The sequence below is a fragment of the Pseudomonas syringae pv. coryli str. NCPPB 4273 genome, assembly GCF_000972175.1.
GTDB lineage: Bacteria > Pseudomonadota > Gammaproteobacteria > Pseudomonadales > Pseudomonadaceae > Aquipseudomonas > Aquipseudomonas syringae.
Genome location: NZ_AWQP01000005.1, coordinates 45,330 through 61,251 on the forward strand (window position 1 = coordinate 45,330; position 15,922 = coordinate 61,251).

The 15,922-nt window shown below is 57.6% G+C and carries 12 protein-coding genes and 4 tRNA genes; 11 read left to right on the plus strand and 5 right to left on the minus strand.

From position 1 onward, the window contains the following. Nucleotides 1–58: 58 nt before the first annotated feature. The 4 genes from P406_RS04300 to P406_RS04315 all read right to left on the minus strand — a co-directional run bounded on the left by P406_RS04300 (nt 59) and on the right by P406_RS04315 (nt 4,362). Nucleotides 59–1,396 carry a sigma-54-dependent transcriptional regulator gene (locus P406_RS04300; RefSeq protein WP_046235442.1) on the minus strand — a complete coding sequence of 446 codons (1,338 nt, stop codon included), beginning with the start codon at nt 1,394–1,396 and terminating at the stop codon, nt 59–61. A gap of 2 nt (nt 1,397–1,398) precedes the next feature. Continuing rightward, nucleotides 1,399–2,991, minus strand: a complete 1,593-nt coding sequence (locus tag P406_RS04305) for a sensor histidine kinase (RefSeq protein ID WP_046235443.1) — start codon at nt 2,989–2,991, stop codon at nt 1,399–1,401. Continuing rightward, on the minus strand, nt 2,981–3,220 hold the full coding sequence (locus P406_RS04310; protein WP_032607804.1) for a PP0621 family protein: 240 nt from the start codon (nt 3,218–3,220) through the stop codon (nt 2,981–2,983). The genes P406_RS04305 and P406_RS04310 overlap by 11 nt, the downstream gene beginning before the upstream one ends. Nucleotides 3,221–3,339: 119 nt before the next feature. Continuing rightward, on the minus strand, nt 3,340–4,362 hold the full coding sequence (locus P406_RS04315; protein WP_003371138.1) for an outer membrane protein assembly factor BamD: 1,023 nt from the start codon (nt 4,360–4,362) through the stop codon (nt 3,340–3,342). Between the two features lie 149 nt (nt 4,363–4,511). On the opposite strand from P406_RS04315, the gene rluD reads away from it, so the two are divergent. The 7 genes from rluD (at nt 4,512) to P406_RS04350 (ending at nt 9,665) form a co-directional block, all read left to right on the plus strand. Beyond that, nucleotides 4,512–5,474 carry a 23S rRNA pseudouridine(1911/1915/1917) synthase RluD gene (gene rluD / locus P406_RS04320; RefSeq protein WP_002551999.1) on the plus strand — a complete coding sequence of 321 codons (963 nt, stop codon included), beginning with the start codon at nt 4,512–4,514 and terminating at the stop codon, nt 5,472–5,474. After that, nucleotides 5,471–6,199: a peptidoglycan editing factor PgeF gene (gene pgeF, locus P406_RS04325; protein WP_046235444.1), complete on the plus strand. Its 729-nt coding sequence runs from the start codon at nt 5,471–5,473 to the stop codon at nt 6,197–6,199. The genes rluD and pgeF overlap by 4 nt, the downstream gene beginning before the upstream one ends. A gap of 171 nt (nt 6,200–6,370) precedes the next feature. Further along, nucleotides 6,371–8,935, plus strand: coding sequence for an ATP-dependent chaperone ClpB (clpB, locus tag P406_RS04330; RefSeq protein ID WP_024664665.1), 2,565 nt, complete (start codon nt 6,371–6,373; stop codon nt 8,933–8,935). Between the two features lie 293 nt (nt 8,936–9,228). Beyond that, nucleotides 9,229–9,304, plus strand: a tRNA-Asn gene (locus tag P406_RS04335). A gap of 29 nt (nt 9,305–9,333) precedes the next feature. Continuing rightward, nucleotides 9,334–9,410, plus strand: a tRNA-Pro gene (locus tag P406_RS04340). 5 nt (nt 9,411–9,415) lie between these two features. Continuing rightward, a tRNA-Lys gene (locus P406_RS04345) sits at nt 9,416–9,491 on the plus strand. Nucleotides 9,492–9,588: 97 nt separating this feature from the next. Further along, nucleotides 9,589–9,665 (plus strand) — tRNA-Pro (locus tag P406_RS04350). A 271-nt stretch (nt 9,666–9,936) separates the two neighbouring features. Here the strand turns inward: P406_RS04350 and P406_RS04355 are convergent. Further along, the gene (locus P406_RS04355; protein WP_046235445.1) at nt 9,937–10,836 is read right to left on the minus strand and encodes a DMT family transporter; all 900 of its coding nucleotides are present in this window, start codon (nt 10,834–10,836) and stop codon (nt 9,937–9,939) included. A gap of 645 nt (nt 10,837–11,481) precedes the next feature. Between P406_RS04355 and trpC the strand changes: the two genes are divergently transcribed. From trpC to P406_RS04375, 4 genes are all read left to right on the plus strand, one after another. Beyond that, entirely contained in the window at nt 11,482–12,282 is an 801-nt protein-coding gene (gene trpC, locus P406_RS04360) for an indole-3-glycerol phosphate synthase TrpC (protein WP_046235446.1), read from the plus strand. A 523-nt stretch (nt 12,283–12,805) separates the two neighbouring features. Then, nucleotides 12,806–12,991 carry a Com family DNA-binding transcriptional regulator gene (locus tag P406_RS04365; RefSeq protein WP_010207371.1) on the plus strand — a complete coding sequence of 62 codons (186 nt, stop codon included), beginning with the start codon at nt 12,806–12,808 and terminating at the stop codon, nt 12,989–12,991. Between the two features lie 11 nt (nt 12,992–13,002). Next, nucleotides 13,003–14,298 (plus strand): glycoside hydrolase family 68 protein, encoded by a 1,296-nt coding sequence (locus P406_RS04370; RefSeq protein ID WP_046235447.1) that lies wholly within the window; start codon nt 13,003–13,005, stop codon nt 14,296–14,298. Nucleotides 14,299–14,519: 221 nt separating this feature from the next. Further along, nucleotides 14,520–15,701: a glycoside hydrolase family 10-like protein gene (locus P406_RS04375; protein WP_046235448.1), complete on the plus strand. Its 1,182-nt coding sequence runs from the start codon at nt 14,520–14,522 to the stop codon at nt 15,699–15,701. Nucleotides 15,702–15,922 lie beyond the last annotated feature (221 nt).

Sequence of the window (15,922 nt, forward strand, 5' to 3'; positions counted from 1 at the left end):
TCCAGTGGAATGCCTTTCGTGACGCTCTGCGTCACACGGTCTTTGCCGCGCAACGCATTCAATCAAGGCCCAGCTTCTTCAGGCGATAGCGCAGTGACCTGAACGACAAACTGAGCCTTTCTGCCGCCGCAGTGCGATTCCAGCGTGTTTCTTCCAGTGCCTGCAGGATGAGCTGGCGTTCGATGCTTTCCAGGTAGTCTTCAAGGTTGTCGATGTCGGCCAGGCTCGGGCCGTCGCTCTCCTGAGGGCTGGCGGATTCTGTCAGGCGCAGGTCGCTGGCGTGGATTTCATCGTTCTCGCACAGCGTGTAGGCGCGCTCCAGCATGTTTTCCAGTTCGCGCACGTTACCGGGGAAGCGGTAGCTCTTCAGCGTTTCCAGCGCCTGCGCGTTCAGGCGCGCGACGGGTTGTGTGCCGTTCCCGGCAAGGCGCTTGAGCACGCTGCCCGCCAGTTGGTCAATATCCTCACGCCGCTCGCGCAACGAGGGCACGCGCACTTCGATAACGTTCAATCGGTAATACAGATCCTGACGGAACCGACCGGCCGCGACCTCCGCATTCAGATTCTTGTGGGTGGCGCACAGAATGCGCACATCGACGATCTGCTCTTGCTGGCCGCCGACGCTGCGAATGGATTTTTCCTGGATGGCGCGCAGCAGTTTGACCTGCATGGCCAGCGGCAGGTCGGCGACCTCATCGAGAAACAGCGTGCCGGTGTGCGCCGCCTGAAACAGACCGGGCTTGTCTTCGTGGGCACCGCTGAAGCTGCCTTTGCGATGGCCGAAGAATTCGCTCTCCATCAGTTCGGAAGGGATGGCACCGCAATTCACTGGTATGAAAGGTTTGTCGATGCGTGGGCCCTGCTCGTGGATCAGACGCGCTACAAGCTCCTTGCCGCTGCCTGACTCGCCGCTGATGTAGATCGGCGCCTGGCTGCGGGCCAGCTTGCCGATCTGATTGCGCAAGGTACGCATTGCCAGCGAGTCGCCCAGCAGGCGGTTGTCGATGCTGCGCGTGGGTGGTGCGCCGGGCAGGCTCAGCGCGCTATTGACCAGCTCGCGCAACCTGCCGAGGTCGACCGGCTTGGTCACAAAATCGAAAGCCCCGGCCTTCAGCGCGTTGATCGCGGTATCCACATTGCCGTGGGCAGTGATCATCGCCACCGGCACGTGGGGGTAGCCGTGCTGTATGTGTTGCACCAGCTCAAGGCCATTACCATCAGGCAGACGCATGTCGGTCAGGCACATGTCGAACGGTTCGCGGGCCAGCCAGTCGTGGGCTTCGGCAACGTTGCGGGCGCTGCGCGTGTCGAGTTTCATGCGTCCCAGCGTGATCTCCAGGAGTTCGCGAATATCCGGCTCATCATCGACTATCAGGATTTTTTGCCGTTGGGTCATGCTCAGCTCGTCTTGAACGGGTGGGCGAAGGTAATGCGCAGGCAACTGCCACCCGTGGGGCGGGGCGCATATTCCAGGTGCGCCTGATTGCTTTCGCACAGTTCACGTGACAGATATAGACCAAGGCCGGTGCCTTTGCTCTCTGTGGTGAAAAACGGTTCGAACATCTTGCTCAGGTGTTGCTCGCTGACCCCCGGCCCGTCGTCCAGCACTTCCAGCGTAGGCAAATCGCTTCTCGGTTCATTGTGCAGTTTCAGCCAGACCTGTGCTGACGGATGATTTTTGCCGCTGTAGCGCAGGCCGTTCTGCAACAGGTTGGTCATGATTTGCGTCAGCTGTCCAGAATCCATGCGGGTTGTCAGCGTGCCGGGGCTTATGTCGACATGAATCAACTGATTGGGCGCAGCGGAACTGCGAAATTCAGCGACAAAGTGTTCCAGCCAGGTTTTCAGGTCGAGAAGTTCGGGTTGCGCTTCGCGTCTGCGCGACAATTGCAGGACATTTTCGATGACCCGATCAATGCGCCCCGACTGCTCATGAATGATCTGCCCCAGGCGTCGATCCGCTGCACTGAGCTCTTCCGATTCATTAAGCAGTTGAGCCGCATGACTGACGGCGCCCAGCGGGTTGCGTATCTCATGGGCAATCCCGGCGGTCAGGCGTCCCAGTGCGGCGAGTTTGAGCTGCTGCGCCTGATGGGCGATCTGCGACAGGTCTTCGAGAAAAACCAGCGTCTGACGCTGATCGCCACGGTTGAGTGTGGCAAAGCTCGGTTGCAGCACCAGCCCGACGGGGGCGGTGGTGATGCTGCGCGGCACCATGATTGGATTGACGAGCCACTGGCGCAGGCGTTCGACCAGTTGTGGCGAGCAGGTGTCGATGATCTGGCCGACCAGTTGCTCCTGACCCAGCAGGTGCAAGGCACCCTGATTGGCCAGCAGCACCTGGTGATTGGCATCCAGCACCAGAATGCCGGTACGCATGCGTTGCAGAATGAGTGCGTTGAGTGCTTCGAGGCTGTCGACATCCGCCGCGCGCTGTTCGGCCAGTACCTCGCTGACCTGCATGCGCGCTGTCAGCGCCTGCACCAGCAGGGCGGCGGCGAAGCACAAGGCGCCCAGCGAGCCAGCCTGCACGTAGTCGTTGGAAACCGAGGGTGTGCCGAAGCTGATGTAGAACGTCAGGTAGATGATGCCGATGGCCGAAACCGCAGCGATCAACAAGCCGATACGGCCGCGCAGCAACACGTTGCTGATCGCTACCGAGGCAATCAACAGGTTGCCGATACCGCTGGAAGGCCCGCCGGCTGCGTAGAACAGCGCGGAGAGCATGATCGCGTCGGTCATCGCCAGGCCGAAAAACTGTGCCTGACGGCTGGGGCGTTCCAGCAGCACGACGACCAGAATGTTGAACACCAGATACAACCAGCAGCCCGAGCGGAACAGGTTCGGGTTGGCCAGTTGCAGCAGCTCGGTTTCCAGGCTGCTGGAAATCAACAGGACCAGTACGATGCCGATGGTCAGTCGATAGAGGTGGTACAGCCGCAGAATCCGCTGTGCCTGCGGGCTGACAAGGGACGGTGAGTCAGCGGTCACGTGCCGCGGGGCCCTGCAGCCGGTGTGCCTCGCTGCAATACCATTGCTGTGCCTGGCTCAGCGCACGATCCTGTGGCAGATGAACGCCGCACTGCGCGCATCGCACCATGGGTGTCGACGCCAGTTCAGGCGGCTCGGCGCGGGATTTGGGCTTGGGGGGATTGATCAGACGCTTGACGAACCAGACCACCGCCGCGATCAACGCGACCCACATAAGTAAGCGAATCATGACTACCAGCTTAGTGATTGACGATGGCGCAGTGTAGCCAAGCCGCGAGCGGGCGCACAGTGGCAAAATTGATGCACAAAAAAAGAGGCCCGAAGGCCTCTTTTTTCATGCGCTCAGGATCAGTCGAACAGACCCAGGGTCATGTAGCTGAACCACGAACGGCTCTTGGTGCCTTTCGCTTCGGCGTCTTTTTCCGCCTGCTCGTCCAGCTCGGCCTGATTCTCCGGCAGCAGCTCTTTCGGAATGGAGTCCTTGGCGTCCTGGTACTGCTTCTTCATGTCCTGATCGGCGCGGGTCTGGCCAGGTGGCAGCGGTGCGCTACCGTCGATCAGGCCAAGGGTCGCTTTCGACAGCCATGAGCGGTTATCGGCTTCTGCTTCACGCGGGGTGAATTTGCCGTCAGCCAGTTGCGGGTGGTTCGGGTAGTTGGTCTTCAGCACTTCCAGACTGGTGGCAGCCAGGTCGTCAAGGTGCAGACGCTGATAAGACTCGACCATCACCGCCAGACCGTCGCCGACCGAAGGCGTCTCCTGGAAGTTTTCCACTACGTAGCGGCCGCGGTTGGCGGCGGCGACGTAGGCCTGACGGGTCAGGTAGTAGTCGGCTACGTGGATTTCGTAGGACGCCAGCAGGTTGCGCAGGTAAATCATGCGCTGCTTGGCGTCAGGCGCATAGCGACTGTTCGGAAAGCGGCTGGTCAGCTGGGCGAACTCGTTGAACGAGTCGCGGGCAGCGCCCGGGTCACGCTTGGTCTGGTCCAGCGGCAGGAAGCGCGCCAGAAGGCCCACGTCCTGATCGAAGGAGGTCAGGCCCTTCATGTAATACGCGTAGTCGACGTTCGGGTGCTGCGGATGCAGGCGGATGAAACGCTCGGCAGCGGATTTGGCTGCTTCGGGTTCACCATTTTTGTAGTTCGAGTAGATCAACTCGAGCTGAGCCTGATCGGCGTAGCGACCGAACGGATAGCGAGATTCCAGCGCCTTGAGCTTCTCAGTGGCACTGTTATAGCTGTTATTTCCCAGGTCGGCCTGCGCCTGCTGGTACAGCTCGACTTCGCTGAGGTTTTCGTCGATGACTTCCTTCGACGAACAGGCCGCAGTCAATGCGAGGATGGCGATCAGCAGCAGGTGTTTCACTTGCATGGCGGCTTGCGTCCCTATAACGGCCTGCTGTCTTGGGCGGGGCCGTCCTGTTATGATGAGCGCCCCGCGATACCGGCGGGACAAAAGACGCCGTATTTAACCACAAGCGCGCTGCCGAAACCAAAGGCTAGCCGCCACCTAGTCTGGTCATGTCCGAAAATATAGAACTTCGCGCAGAGGTGCCGTCCGAATTGGGCGGTCAACGCCTCGATCAAGTCGCCGCACAATTATTCGCTGAGCACTCGCGCTCGCGCCTTTCCGCCTGGATCAAGGACGGCCGCCTGACTGTGGACGGAGGCGTTCTGCGCCCTCGCGACATCGTGCACGGTGGCGCTGTTCTCGAGCTGATTGCCGAGCAGGAGGCCCAGGGTGAATGGGTCGCTCAGGACATCGAGCTCGACATCATCTATGAAGACGACCAGATCCTCGTCATCAACAAGCCCGCCGGGCTGGTGGTGCATCCGGCTGCCGGTCATGCCGATGGCACGCTGCTCAACGCCTTGCTGCACCATGTGCCGGACATCATCAATGTTCCGCGTGCCGGCATCGTGCACCGTCTGGACAAGGACACCACCGGTCTGATGGTGGTCGCCAAGACCATTCAGGCGCAGACACAGCTGGTTACCCAGTTGCAGAGTCGCAGTGTCAGCCGCATCTACGAGTGCATCGTGATCGGCGTGGTGACCGCTGGCGGCAAGATCGACGCACCGATCGGCCGTCACGGCCAGCAGCGCCAGCGCATGGCAGTGATGGAAGGCGGCAAGCAGGCGGTCAGTCATTACCGCGTGCTGGAACGCTTCCGCTCGCACACCCATGTACGGGTCAAGCTGGAAACCGGGCGTACTCACCAGATTCGCGTACATATGGCGCACATCAACTATCCGTTGGTCGGCGACCCGGCCTATGGCGGTCGTTTCCGTATTCCGCCAGCGGCCAGCCTGACCATGGTCGATTCGCTCAAGACCTTCCCGCGGCAGGCGTTGCATGCCCGCTTCCTGGAGCTGGATCATCCGACCACCGGTAAGCGCATGAGCTGGGAATCGCCGTTGCCGGACGATTTCGTCTGGTTGCTGTCCTTGCTCAAGCAGGATCGCGAGGCGTTCATCGGGTGAATGACTGGCTGATACCTGACTGGCCTGCGCCAGCACAGATCAAGTCCTGCGTTACCACTCGCTCGGGTGGGGTCAGCCTGGCCCCATTCGACAGCTTCAATCTGGGCGATCACGTCGATGACAGCCCGCAGGCCGTGGCGACCAATCGCCAGCGCCTGACCTCCAGTCTCAAGGCTCAGCCCGCCTGGTTGAAGCAGGTGCACGGAGTAGACGTCGTACCTGCCGATCTATCCCGCGTTTTAGAGGCCGATGCCAGCTGGACGAGCACGCCTGGCGTGGCCTGCACGATCATGACTGCCGATTGCCTGCCCGCGCTGTTCTGCCGTCGTGACGGCTCGCGGGTAGCAGCAGCGCACGCCGGCTGGCGTGGACTGGCGGCCGGGGTGCTGGAAGCGACGGCCAACAGCCTGCAAAGTGCTGCCGAAGACATCATGGTCTGGCTGGGACCGTCTATCGGTCAGCCGTCGTTCGAGGTTGGTCCCGAGGTGCGCGAGGCCTTTACCGCCAGCCACCCACAGACAGCCGCTGCGTTTGTCGCCAGTTCGAATCCTGATCGTTTCATGGCCGACATCTACGCGCTCGCCCGGTTGCGACTGGCAGCCCAAGGTATCCGCGCCGTGTACGGCGGCGGGCTGGATACCTTCACCGATCCGCGCTTCTTTTCCTACCGCCGTGCCGCGAGTACTGGCCGTTTCGCCTCGCTGATCTGGATCGAACACGCCTGATTGCCGGGCTGTTTTGCACAAGCCAGCTAGGCTTGCCTGAGCACTCGTCTGATCTGTATCAACCCCGGCCCGCTTGAAACGCGCAGAATCGTCCGCATCTAACTGGCTATTCAGCAGGTTTTCTTTATAGGTGTGTTCATTGCTCCGGCCTGCATTAAAGGAAGGTGACAAATGCGTATCGACAGATTGACCAGTAAATTACAGTTAGCGTTATCCGATTCCCAGTCGCTGGCCGTTGGCCTCGACCATCCCGCCATCGAACCTGCGCACTTGATGCAGGCGCTGCTTGAGCAGCAGGGCGGTTCCATCAAGCCTCTGCTGTTGCAGGTAGGCTTCGACATCAACAGCCTGCGCAAGGAACTGAGCGCAGAGCTGGATCGGTTGCCAAAAATCCAGAACCCGACCGGCGACGTCAACATGTCGCAGGATCTGGCGCGCCTGCTCAACCAGGCCGATCGTCTGGCGCAGCAGAAAGGCGACCAGTTCATTTCCAGCGAGTTGGTGCTGCTCGCGGCAATGGACGAGAACAGCAAGCTCGGCAAGTTGTTGTTGGGGCAGGGCGTCAGCAAGAAGGCCCTGGAAAACGCCATCAACAACCTGCGCGGCGAAGGTGCCGTGAATGACCCGAACGTCGAAGAGTCGCGTCAGGCGCTGGACAAGTACACCGTTGACCTCACCAAGCGTGCCGAAGAGGGCAAGCTCGACCCGGTGATCGGTCGTGATGACGAGATTCGTCGCACCATTCAGGTCCTGCAGCGTCGCACCAAGAACAACCCGGTGCTGATCGGCGAACCTGGCGTGGGCAAGACCGCCATTGCCGAGGGCCTGGCGCAGCGCATCATCAATGGCGAAGTGCCGGACGGCCTGCGCGGCAAGCGCTTACTGTCGCTGGACATGGGCGCGTTGATTGCCGGTGCCAAGTACCGGGGTGAGTTCGAAGAGCGCCTCAAGTCGCTGCTCAACGAACTGTCCAAGCAGGAAGGCCAGATCATCCTGTTCATCGACGAGTTGCACACCATGGTTGGTGCCGGCAAGGGCGAAGGCTCGATGGACGCTGGCAACATGCTCAAACCTGCACTGGCGCGCGGCGAGCTGCATTGTGTCGGCGCGACCACGCTCAACGAGTACCGCCAATATATAGAGAAGGATGCGGCGCTTGAGCGTCGATTCCAGAAAGTCCTGGTCGACGAGCCAAGCGAAGAAGACACCATCGCGATCCTGCGTGGCCTCAAAGAGCGCTACGAAGTGCACCACAAGGTGGCCATCACCGACGGCGCGATCATCGCGGCGGCCAAGCTGAGCCATCGCTATATCACCGACCGCCAGTTGCCGGACAAGGCCATCGACCTGATCGATGAAGCGGCCAGCCGCATTCGCATGGAGATCGACTCCAAGCCTGAAGTGCTCGACCGCCTTGAGCGTCGCCTGATCCAGCTGAAAGTAGAAGCTCAGGCCCTCAAGAAGGAAAAGGACGAGGCGGCGATCAAGCGCCTGGAAAAACTCCAGGGCGAAATCGAGCGTCTTGAGCTTGAGTACGCGGATCTTGAAGAAATCTGGACTTCGGAAAAAGCCGAGGTCACCGGCTCGGCACAGATCCAGCAGAAAATCGAACAGTCTCGCCAGGAACTGGAGGCCGCGCGCCGCCGGGGCGATCTGAACCGCATGGCCGAGTTGCAGTACGGGATCATTCCCGACCTGGAACGCAGCCTGCAGATGGTCGACCAGCACGGCAAGCCGGAAAACCAGTTGCTGCGCAGCAAAGTGACCGAGGAAGAAATTGCCGAGGTCGTGTCGAAGTGGACCGGTATCCCGGTGTCGAAGATGCTCGAAGGCGAGCGCGAGAAGCTGTTGCGCATGGAAACCCTGCTGCACAACCGGGTGATCGGCCAGGAAGAAGCGGTGGTCGCGGTCTCCAATGCCGTGCGTCGTTCGCGTGCCGGGCTTTCCGACCCTAATCGTCCGAGCGGATCGTTCATGTTCCTCGGCCCGACCGGCGTGGGCAAGACCGAGCTGTGCAAGGCGCTGGCCGAGTTCCTGTTCGACACCGAAGAGGCGATGGTGCGTATCGACATGTCCGAGTTCATGGAGAAACATTCCGTGGCTCGTTTGATCGGTGCGCCGCCAGGCTACGTTGGTTACGAAGAGGGCGGCTACCTGACCGAAGCCGTGCGTCGCAAACCGTATTCGCTGATTCTGCTCGACGAGGTCGAGAAGGCGCATTCCGATGTATTCAACATCCTCTTGCAGGTGCTTGAAGACGGACGCCTGACTGACAGCCACGGGCGCACGGTGGACTTCCGTAATACCGTGATCGTCATGACCTCCAACCTGGGCTCGGCGCAGATCCAGGAACTGGTCGGTGATCGTGAGGCGCAGCGTGCTGCGGTGATGGACGCAGTCGGTACGCACTTCCGTCCGGAGTTCGTTAACCGGATCGATGAAGTAGTGATCTTCGAACCGCTGGCGCGTGATCAGATCGCCGGTATCACCGACATCCAGCTGGGTCGCCTGCGCAAGCGTCTGGCCGAGCGCGAGCTGTCGATGACCCTGAGCCCCGAGGCGCTGGACAAGCTGATCGCCGTTGGTTACGACCCGGTCTATGGCGCACGGCCGCTGAAGCGGGCGATCCAGCGCTGGATCGAGAACCCGCTGGCGCAGATGATCCTCTCGGGCAGCTTCATGCCCGGCACAACCATCACTGGCAAGGTGGTCGACGACGAGATCACGTTTGTCTGACTGCGCTCGTCAACGCTCTATAGAAGGCCCTCGAACCGAGGGCCTTTTTTTGAGGCGCGGTCAGCAGTAGAATCAGGCCCGAGAGGCGATCTGAAAAAAAATCGCAAATCATTGTCTTAAAAAGCAATTTATAGGGTTGACAGGTGTTTTTAAAATTGTAGAATAGCGCGCCTCAGAGACGTGAACGCAACGATACAAACGAAGCGCAAAGGTCGATGAGATTGAAATCAACGAGTTAACAGCAAGCTGATTTCAAGGCGACAGGTTGTAAAGTTGAATCTGAAATCGATAGTTCCGCGATAGCTCAGTTGGTAGAGCAAGTGACTGTTAATCACTGGGTCCCTGGTTCGAGTCCAGGTCGTGGAGCCAGATTTCGCAAGGTTCAATGCAGTTTCAGTCGGGGTATAGCGCAGTCCGGTAGCGCGCCTGCTTTGGGAGCAGGATGTCAGGAGTTCGAATCCCCTTACCCCGACCATATTTGGGTCGTTAGCTCAGTTGGTAGAGCAGTTGGCTTTTAACCAATTGGTCGTAGGTTCGAATCCCACACGACCCACCATTTTTGGTCAGTTTGTATCTGGCTGGATCTTAGGGAGCGACGCCACAAGCGTCACCCAAATAGAAAACGCCTCCTCGGAGGTGTTTTTTAGCATCATCGGGGTATAGCGCAGTCCGGTAGCGCGCCTGCTTTGGGAGCAGGATGTCAGGAGTTCGAATCCCCTTACCCCGACCATTTTCGCCCAGCTGTATCAGGGTTGAAGATCAGGACTCAAGAACAGTCGTTTTGAGTCCAACAGAAAAGGCGTCCTTCGGGACGCCTTTTTTGTTGGGTGCATTTTCAGGTGAGATCGCGCTCAGCCGCTGCCTGATGCGACTCTGGTATCAGCAAGCTGCGATGTAAAACCGGAGCGCCCCGTACCGAGCGAATGCTTGTGTACGGGGCCTCACGCATGACATCGGGTACTGGAGTCAGCGTGCTCGCAACTGACAGGCCGCTGCCTGCCTTACTGACTGGCCCGCGTCGGCACTTTGTGACCCAGGCGTATCAGTTCGTTGGAGAAACACAAACCAGCGATGATCAGGGCCGCTCCCAGATAAAGGCTTTCGCGCGGTACCTCATTGAGGGCTACAAATGCCAGCAGTGCCGCAAACAGCGGTTCGGTGAGTTCAAGCGCTTGCACTTGGGATGGCTTGAGGTACTCAATGGCCTTGGTCGTGCAGAAAAAGCCTAGGATGGTCGGCAGGGCGGCCAGCGCCAGCAGTGCGGCGATGGCCATTGATGACAGCTCGCCAATCACGAAACCATCGGCGGTGGCAGGCATCAGCAGGTACAGGCTGCCGAAGAAGAGCAGTTGACGAGTGAAATGCAGGCCTCCCGAAACGCCCATTTTTTTCATGGCAACTGAAAACGCTCCGTAGCCACAGCCTGCGATCGAGGCCAGCGCTGCACCTTCCAGAGTGAAGCCCTGTTGCAAATCAGCGCCGAAGATCACTGCAATCCCTGAGATGGCAAGTGCGGCACCCACGGTTGCGTTTGCAGTGATGGCATCCTTCAGTAACAGGCGCCCCAGAATGATCGACGAGATTGAGGCACTGGCCATGAGTACGACGACGACACCCGCCGCAGCGTAATGCCGGTAGGCGGATGTTTCGAAATGGAACAGCACGAAAATGCCAAGGAACGCGCAGATCGCTGCCTGGCTCCATTTGGCGGCTGATGTCGGACGCTTGAGGAAAAGCAGCACGATCGAGAGCAGGATGCACCCCAGTATCGTTTTGATGACGGCAACGCTGCTGGAAGTGAAGCCATTGCTCATGAGTACCTTGCTGAGCACACCAATGGTTGCGTTCAGTGCAGCGGCGGAGAGCGCAAAGATAACGCCCTTGCTGAAATTGGATGGCATTGATGACGTTCCCTGTCGCTGGTTTGTCGTTTGAGAGGACTGAAGCGATTGCGGGTGGCCTGCAGATCCACGCTGGCCTTGGCAATCATCGTTAATGTTCGACGAGTTCGATGAACCAGGTCAAGGCCTGAAAAGTTGTCAAATACGGCAGCAACCCATAAAGCAGGTAATCCTCAACGCCTGACACGAGCGTCGAAAGCAGTGCGAGCAGACTTTGGCACACGGCCACTGAAAGCAGGTCCCGCTTGCTGGGGCTGCGAATCAGCCGATTGACCCAGCAGATACTTCAGGCTTGCCGGTATGCCGATCGGCAGAATTGCCAGTGGTCACAGCCAGTGCGTGGACTCACCCGGGTAAATCGCAAGGCTGCGCCGGAAAGTTGATATTGTTTCGCCATCTTAATCGTCCGGGTTCAGTTGTGATGTATGTTACAGAGACCGTATTCCCTGGGTTTACATCATAAGCGAGCATGATATATTAATACGATAGTGTGTCTAAAGGTGGATAAATTAAATTTAATTATTATTTCTCGATCAGTGAATGTACGCTCATTTAAATATTGCCAGAGGGCGATCATGAGCATGTGTCCGTCGAGACGCCACAGGGTTTAATTCAATAGACTGCCCGCTAATATGAGTGACTGCCATGAGTGATATTCTAAACAAAATAAAACATTATAAACTTCAAGAGATAGAAACGGCGAAAGCGAACTTGCCACTAAGCCGCATCAAGCAGCTTGCCTTTGAACAACCCAGCCCACGCGGTTTTTATAAAGCACTGAAAGCAAAAGAGCAGCAGGGCCTGATAGGCTTAATTGCAGAAATAAAGAAAGCCAGTCCATCAAAAGGCCTGATTCGCGAAGACTTCAACCCGCCCGAGCTGGCGAAGGCTTATGAAACCGGTGGGGCCGCCTGTTTATCCGTTCTGACCGACACGCCAAGCTTCCAGGGCTCGCCGCAGTTTCTCATCGATGCGCGAAACGCTTGCGCCCTTCCTGTGTTACGAAAAGACTTCATGTTCGATACGTATCAGGTGTATGAGGCACGTGCCTGGGGCGCGGACTGCATATTGTTGATCATGGCCTCATTGAGTGATGACCTGGCTGCCGAACTTGAAAGTGCGGCCATGACGTTGGGGATGGACGTCCTGGTGGAAGTGCATGACGAACATGAAATGGAGCGTGCGCTCAAACTGTCCTCCCCGCTGCTCGGCGTCAATAATCGCAACCTGCATACCTTCGAAGTAGACCTCGGCACAAGCGAGCGACTGGCATCCATGGTGCCCGCAGGCAAACTGCTGGTCGGTGAAAGTGGCATCGGCAACCATGACGATTGCCTGCGACTCAAAAAATCCGGCATTACTACCTTTCTGGTCGGCGAAAGCCTGATGCGCAAAGAGGATGTTGTAGCGGCGACAAGAACACTGCTGACCGGCAGCGCTGACTGACGCGTAGGAAACTCCCGGCTCAGAGGGGCGGTTATGCGCTCCTCTGATGCAGCCTGCGGAGAGTGTCCAACTTGATCTGGATACTGTTAATTAGATGTCGACGCCTTGGAAAACTCTGGATGAGTCTATTGGCGGTGTTTAATTTAAAGATAAGCAGGACTCATGAACGATACCTGCTCATCGCAGCCACTTCCGCTTGAGGGCGGCTGAGCGTGTCGTCATCAAGGGTGATAAGCCCCATCGCGCCTCCAATCAAAGTGCTGTTCCGCACCGTCTATCCGGGTCGATTGCTCAGCTGTGGTCGAACTCTTGTTGAACTCCGGCCAGACTCGACCCACTCCGAAATGGCCCCTTTTCAGCTTTTCCGGAGGGGGGTAAAAAGACACCACGATATGCGATTTGCGCCTCAGGGCAGCCATCGGATACGGGCTTTTTATCGGCGCCAACCGATACATTGCGATCCACCCCAAACCCCGCCTCGGCGGGGTTTTTTATTGGGCGAAATACAAGGAGACCCGTGCAAATGTTGAAAGACTACCGATGCGGACAGTGCAAGAAGCTGCTGGCTCGCATGGGTGACTACACAGAACTCCAAATCAAGTGCTCCCGCTGCGGGACGCTGAATCATGTGAAGGCCGTGAGCCTTGAGTTATCGCCTTTGAGCGAAAGAGGTACAGCAGCGTCGCTGCTGCCTCCCAAAGCTATTTAAAGGTATCAATTATGTCCACTAGCAGCTCTGCTGTAAGCCAGCTCAAAAATAGTCCTCTAGCAGGTAACATCAACTACGCACCCACTGTCTGGTCCCGCGCTGATGCGCTGAAGGTCAATGAAAATGACCCGACCACCACGCAGCCACTGGTCAGTGCCGACTTCCCGGTCATGAGTGATACGGTATTCATCTGGGACACCATGCCGCTGCGCGAGCTGGATGGCACGGTGGTTTCGGTCAACGGCTGGTCGGTCATCCTGACCCTCACGGCTGACCGTCATCCCAATGATCCGCAATACCTCGACGCCAATGGCCGTTATGACATCAAGCGTGACTGGGAAGATCGTCATGGCCGCGCACGCATGTGCTACTGGTACTCGCGTACCGGCAAGGACTGGATCTTTGGTGGTCGTGTAATGGCCGAGGGGGTATCGCCCACCACGCGAGAGTGGGCGGGCACACCCATACTGTTGAATGACAAAGGCGATATTGATCTTTATTACACCTGCGTCACGCCCGGCGCAGCGATCGCCAAAGTACGTGGTCGTATTGTGACGTCCGATCAGGGCGTGGAGTTGAAAGACTTTACCCAGGTCAAAAAACTGTTCGAGGCCGACGGCACCTACTATCAAACCGAAGCGCAGAACTCGAGCTGGAACTTTCGCGACCCCAGCCCGTTCATTGACCCCCGTGACGGCAAGTTGTACATGGTGTTTGAAGGCAACGTCGCCGGTGAACGCGGCTCGCACACAGTAGGGAGTGTCGAGCTGGGTCCTGTGCCACCAGGTCATGAAGAGGTGGGCGGGGCCAGATTTCAGGTAGGTTGTATCGGTCTGGCGGTCGCAAAAGATCTCACTGGTGAAGAGTGGGAAATACTTCCACCCTTGGTGACAGCCGTCGGCGTGAACGATCAGACCGAGCGCCCGCACTATGTCTTTCAGGACGGCAAGTATTACTTGTTCACCATCAGTCACAAGTTTACGTATGCCGATGGTATTACAGGGCCAGACGGTGTCTACGGTTTTGTCGGCGAACATTTGTTCGGCCCGTACCGGCCAATGAACGCTTCCGGCCTGGTGCTCGGCAATCCGCCCGAGCAGCCTTTCCAGACGTATTCCCACTGCGTCATGCCGAACGGTCTGGTGACTTCATTCATCGACAGCGTACCCACCGAAGGTGAGGATTATCGTATCGGCGGCACCGAAGCGCCCACGGTGAGAATCCTGTTGAAGGGGGATCGCTCGTTCGTGCAGGAAGAATATGACTACGGTTACATTCCTGCGATGAAAGACGTGCAACTGAGCTGACACGCCGTCCGCGTACGATGCCTGAAGAACGCCTGTGCGAGCAGGCGTTCTTTTCAGACGTTCAGGCCAGCAGCTTGCTCATCGCGATGATCTGCTCGGCCATGGTTACCTGCCAGCGTCTTGGAAGGTGTCGTACTCGTTAATGAATAGGTATTTCAAAATGCCCATGCATGGACAGCGTATTTCGTTTCCTCAGAACCCTACACAAAGGAGAAACCGCAGTGGCGACCGCGAATAAAAATCTCAAGGCGACTTGGGTCGCAACCGTTACGAATCTTGACTGGCCGTCAGTCTCGTCTCTGGCCATCACTGATGAGGCCGCACGTGTCAGTGCACAGAAAGAAGAGTTGACCGGCATTCTTGATGACATTGCGGCAATGAAAATGAATGCGGTTATATTCCAGGTTGTTCCCTGCGCAGATGCATTCTACGCATCAGACCTGCTTCCATGGTCGAAATACCTGACGGGAACCCTCGGGAAAAATCCCGGCTTCGACCCACTGGCTTATGCTGTTGAGCAGGCGCACGCTCGTCATATTGAGCTGCACGCATGGGTGAACCCGTACCGCGTATCAATGAACACCAGTGATGCCACAATAGAAGAGCTGAATAACTCATCCTCTGACTCGCCGGCCAGTGTGTTTAAACGGCATCCTGAATGGACAGGCACTTCAGCGAAGCGCTTTGTTCTCGATCCCGGCATACCTGAAGTTCAGGCGTGGGTGAATAGCATTGTTGAAGAAATTGTCACTCAATACGATGTGGATGCCATTCAGTTCGACGATTACTTTTATTATGAATCCGCCGATTCCCTGCTCAATGATGATGCTACCTACCAGACCTACAATACGACCTTTACCACAAAGGCCGACTGGCGACGGAATAACACGTATTCGCTGGTTGATACATGCCATAAAAAAATAGCCGCCGTTAACTCGGATGTCTTGTTTGGTATCAGTCCGGCAGGCGTCTGGCGGAATAAATCTGACGACCCGCTGGGGTCTGATACGCAGGCCGGTGCGTCCAACTACGACTTCGCGTATGCAGACACGCGGAAATGGGTCATTGACGGCATCATTGATTATATTGCCCCGCAGGTCTACTGGCCGTTTGCCCGGGAGGTTGCCCGCTATGACGTCATCACACAGTGGTGGGCGGATACCGTGAGGGGTACCGGCACAGCGTTATATATTGGTATGGCTCTGTATAAAGTGGGAACGGCATCAGCAGCCGAGCCCGACTGGACGGTTGAGGGAGGCGTGCCTGAAATGACCCGTCAGCTTGACCTGAATGATTCTCTGACTGAGGTATCCGGGTGCATGTTTTTTCGACATATGTTTCTGCGGGCCTCACAGACTCAGCAGGTGGTTGACTACCTGAAGCGTCGCTGGGCCGACGTCTAATATATTTATTGTTTGGGGGGCACGTAACAGAAAGTGCACTTAAGCCCCGTGCAAGTCCGTAAACCCTCGTGCAGCCAGGCTACTTGCAGGAGCGACCTGGCGTGAAGCAACTGCTGATCTGCGCCCATTTCTCACCGGGCAGCGCTCCGGCCAACATCTGGGCATTAGGCTCTGTACGAAAAGTGGCTGCGCTCGGTGATGCTTCGTTAAAAACAGGCTCG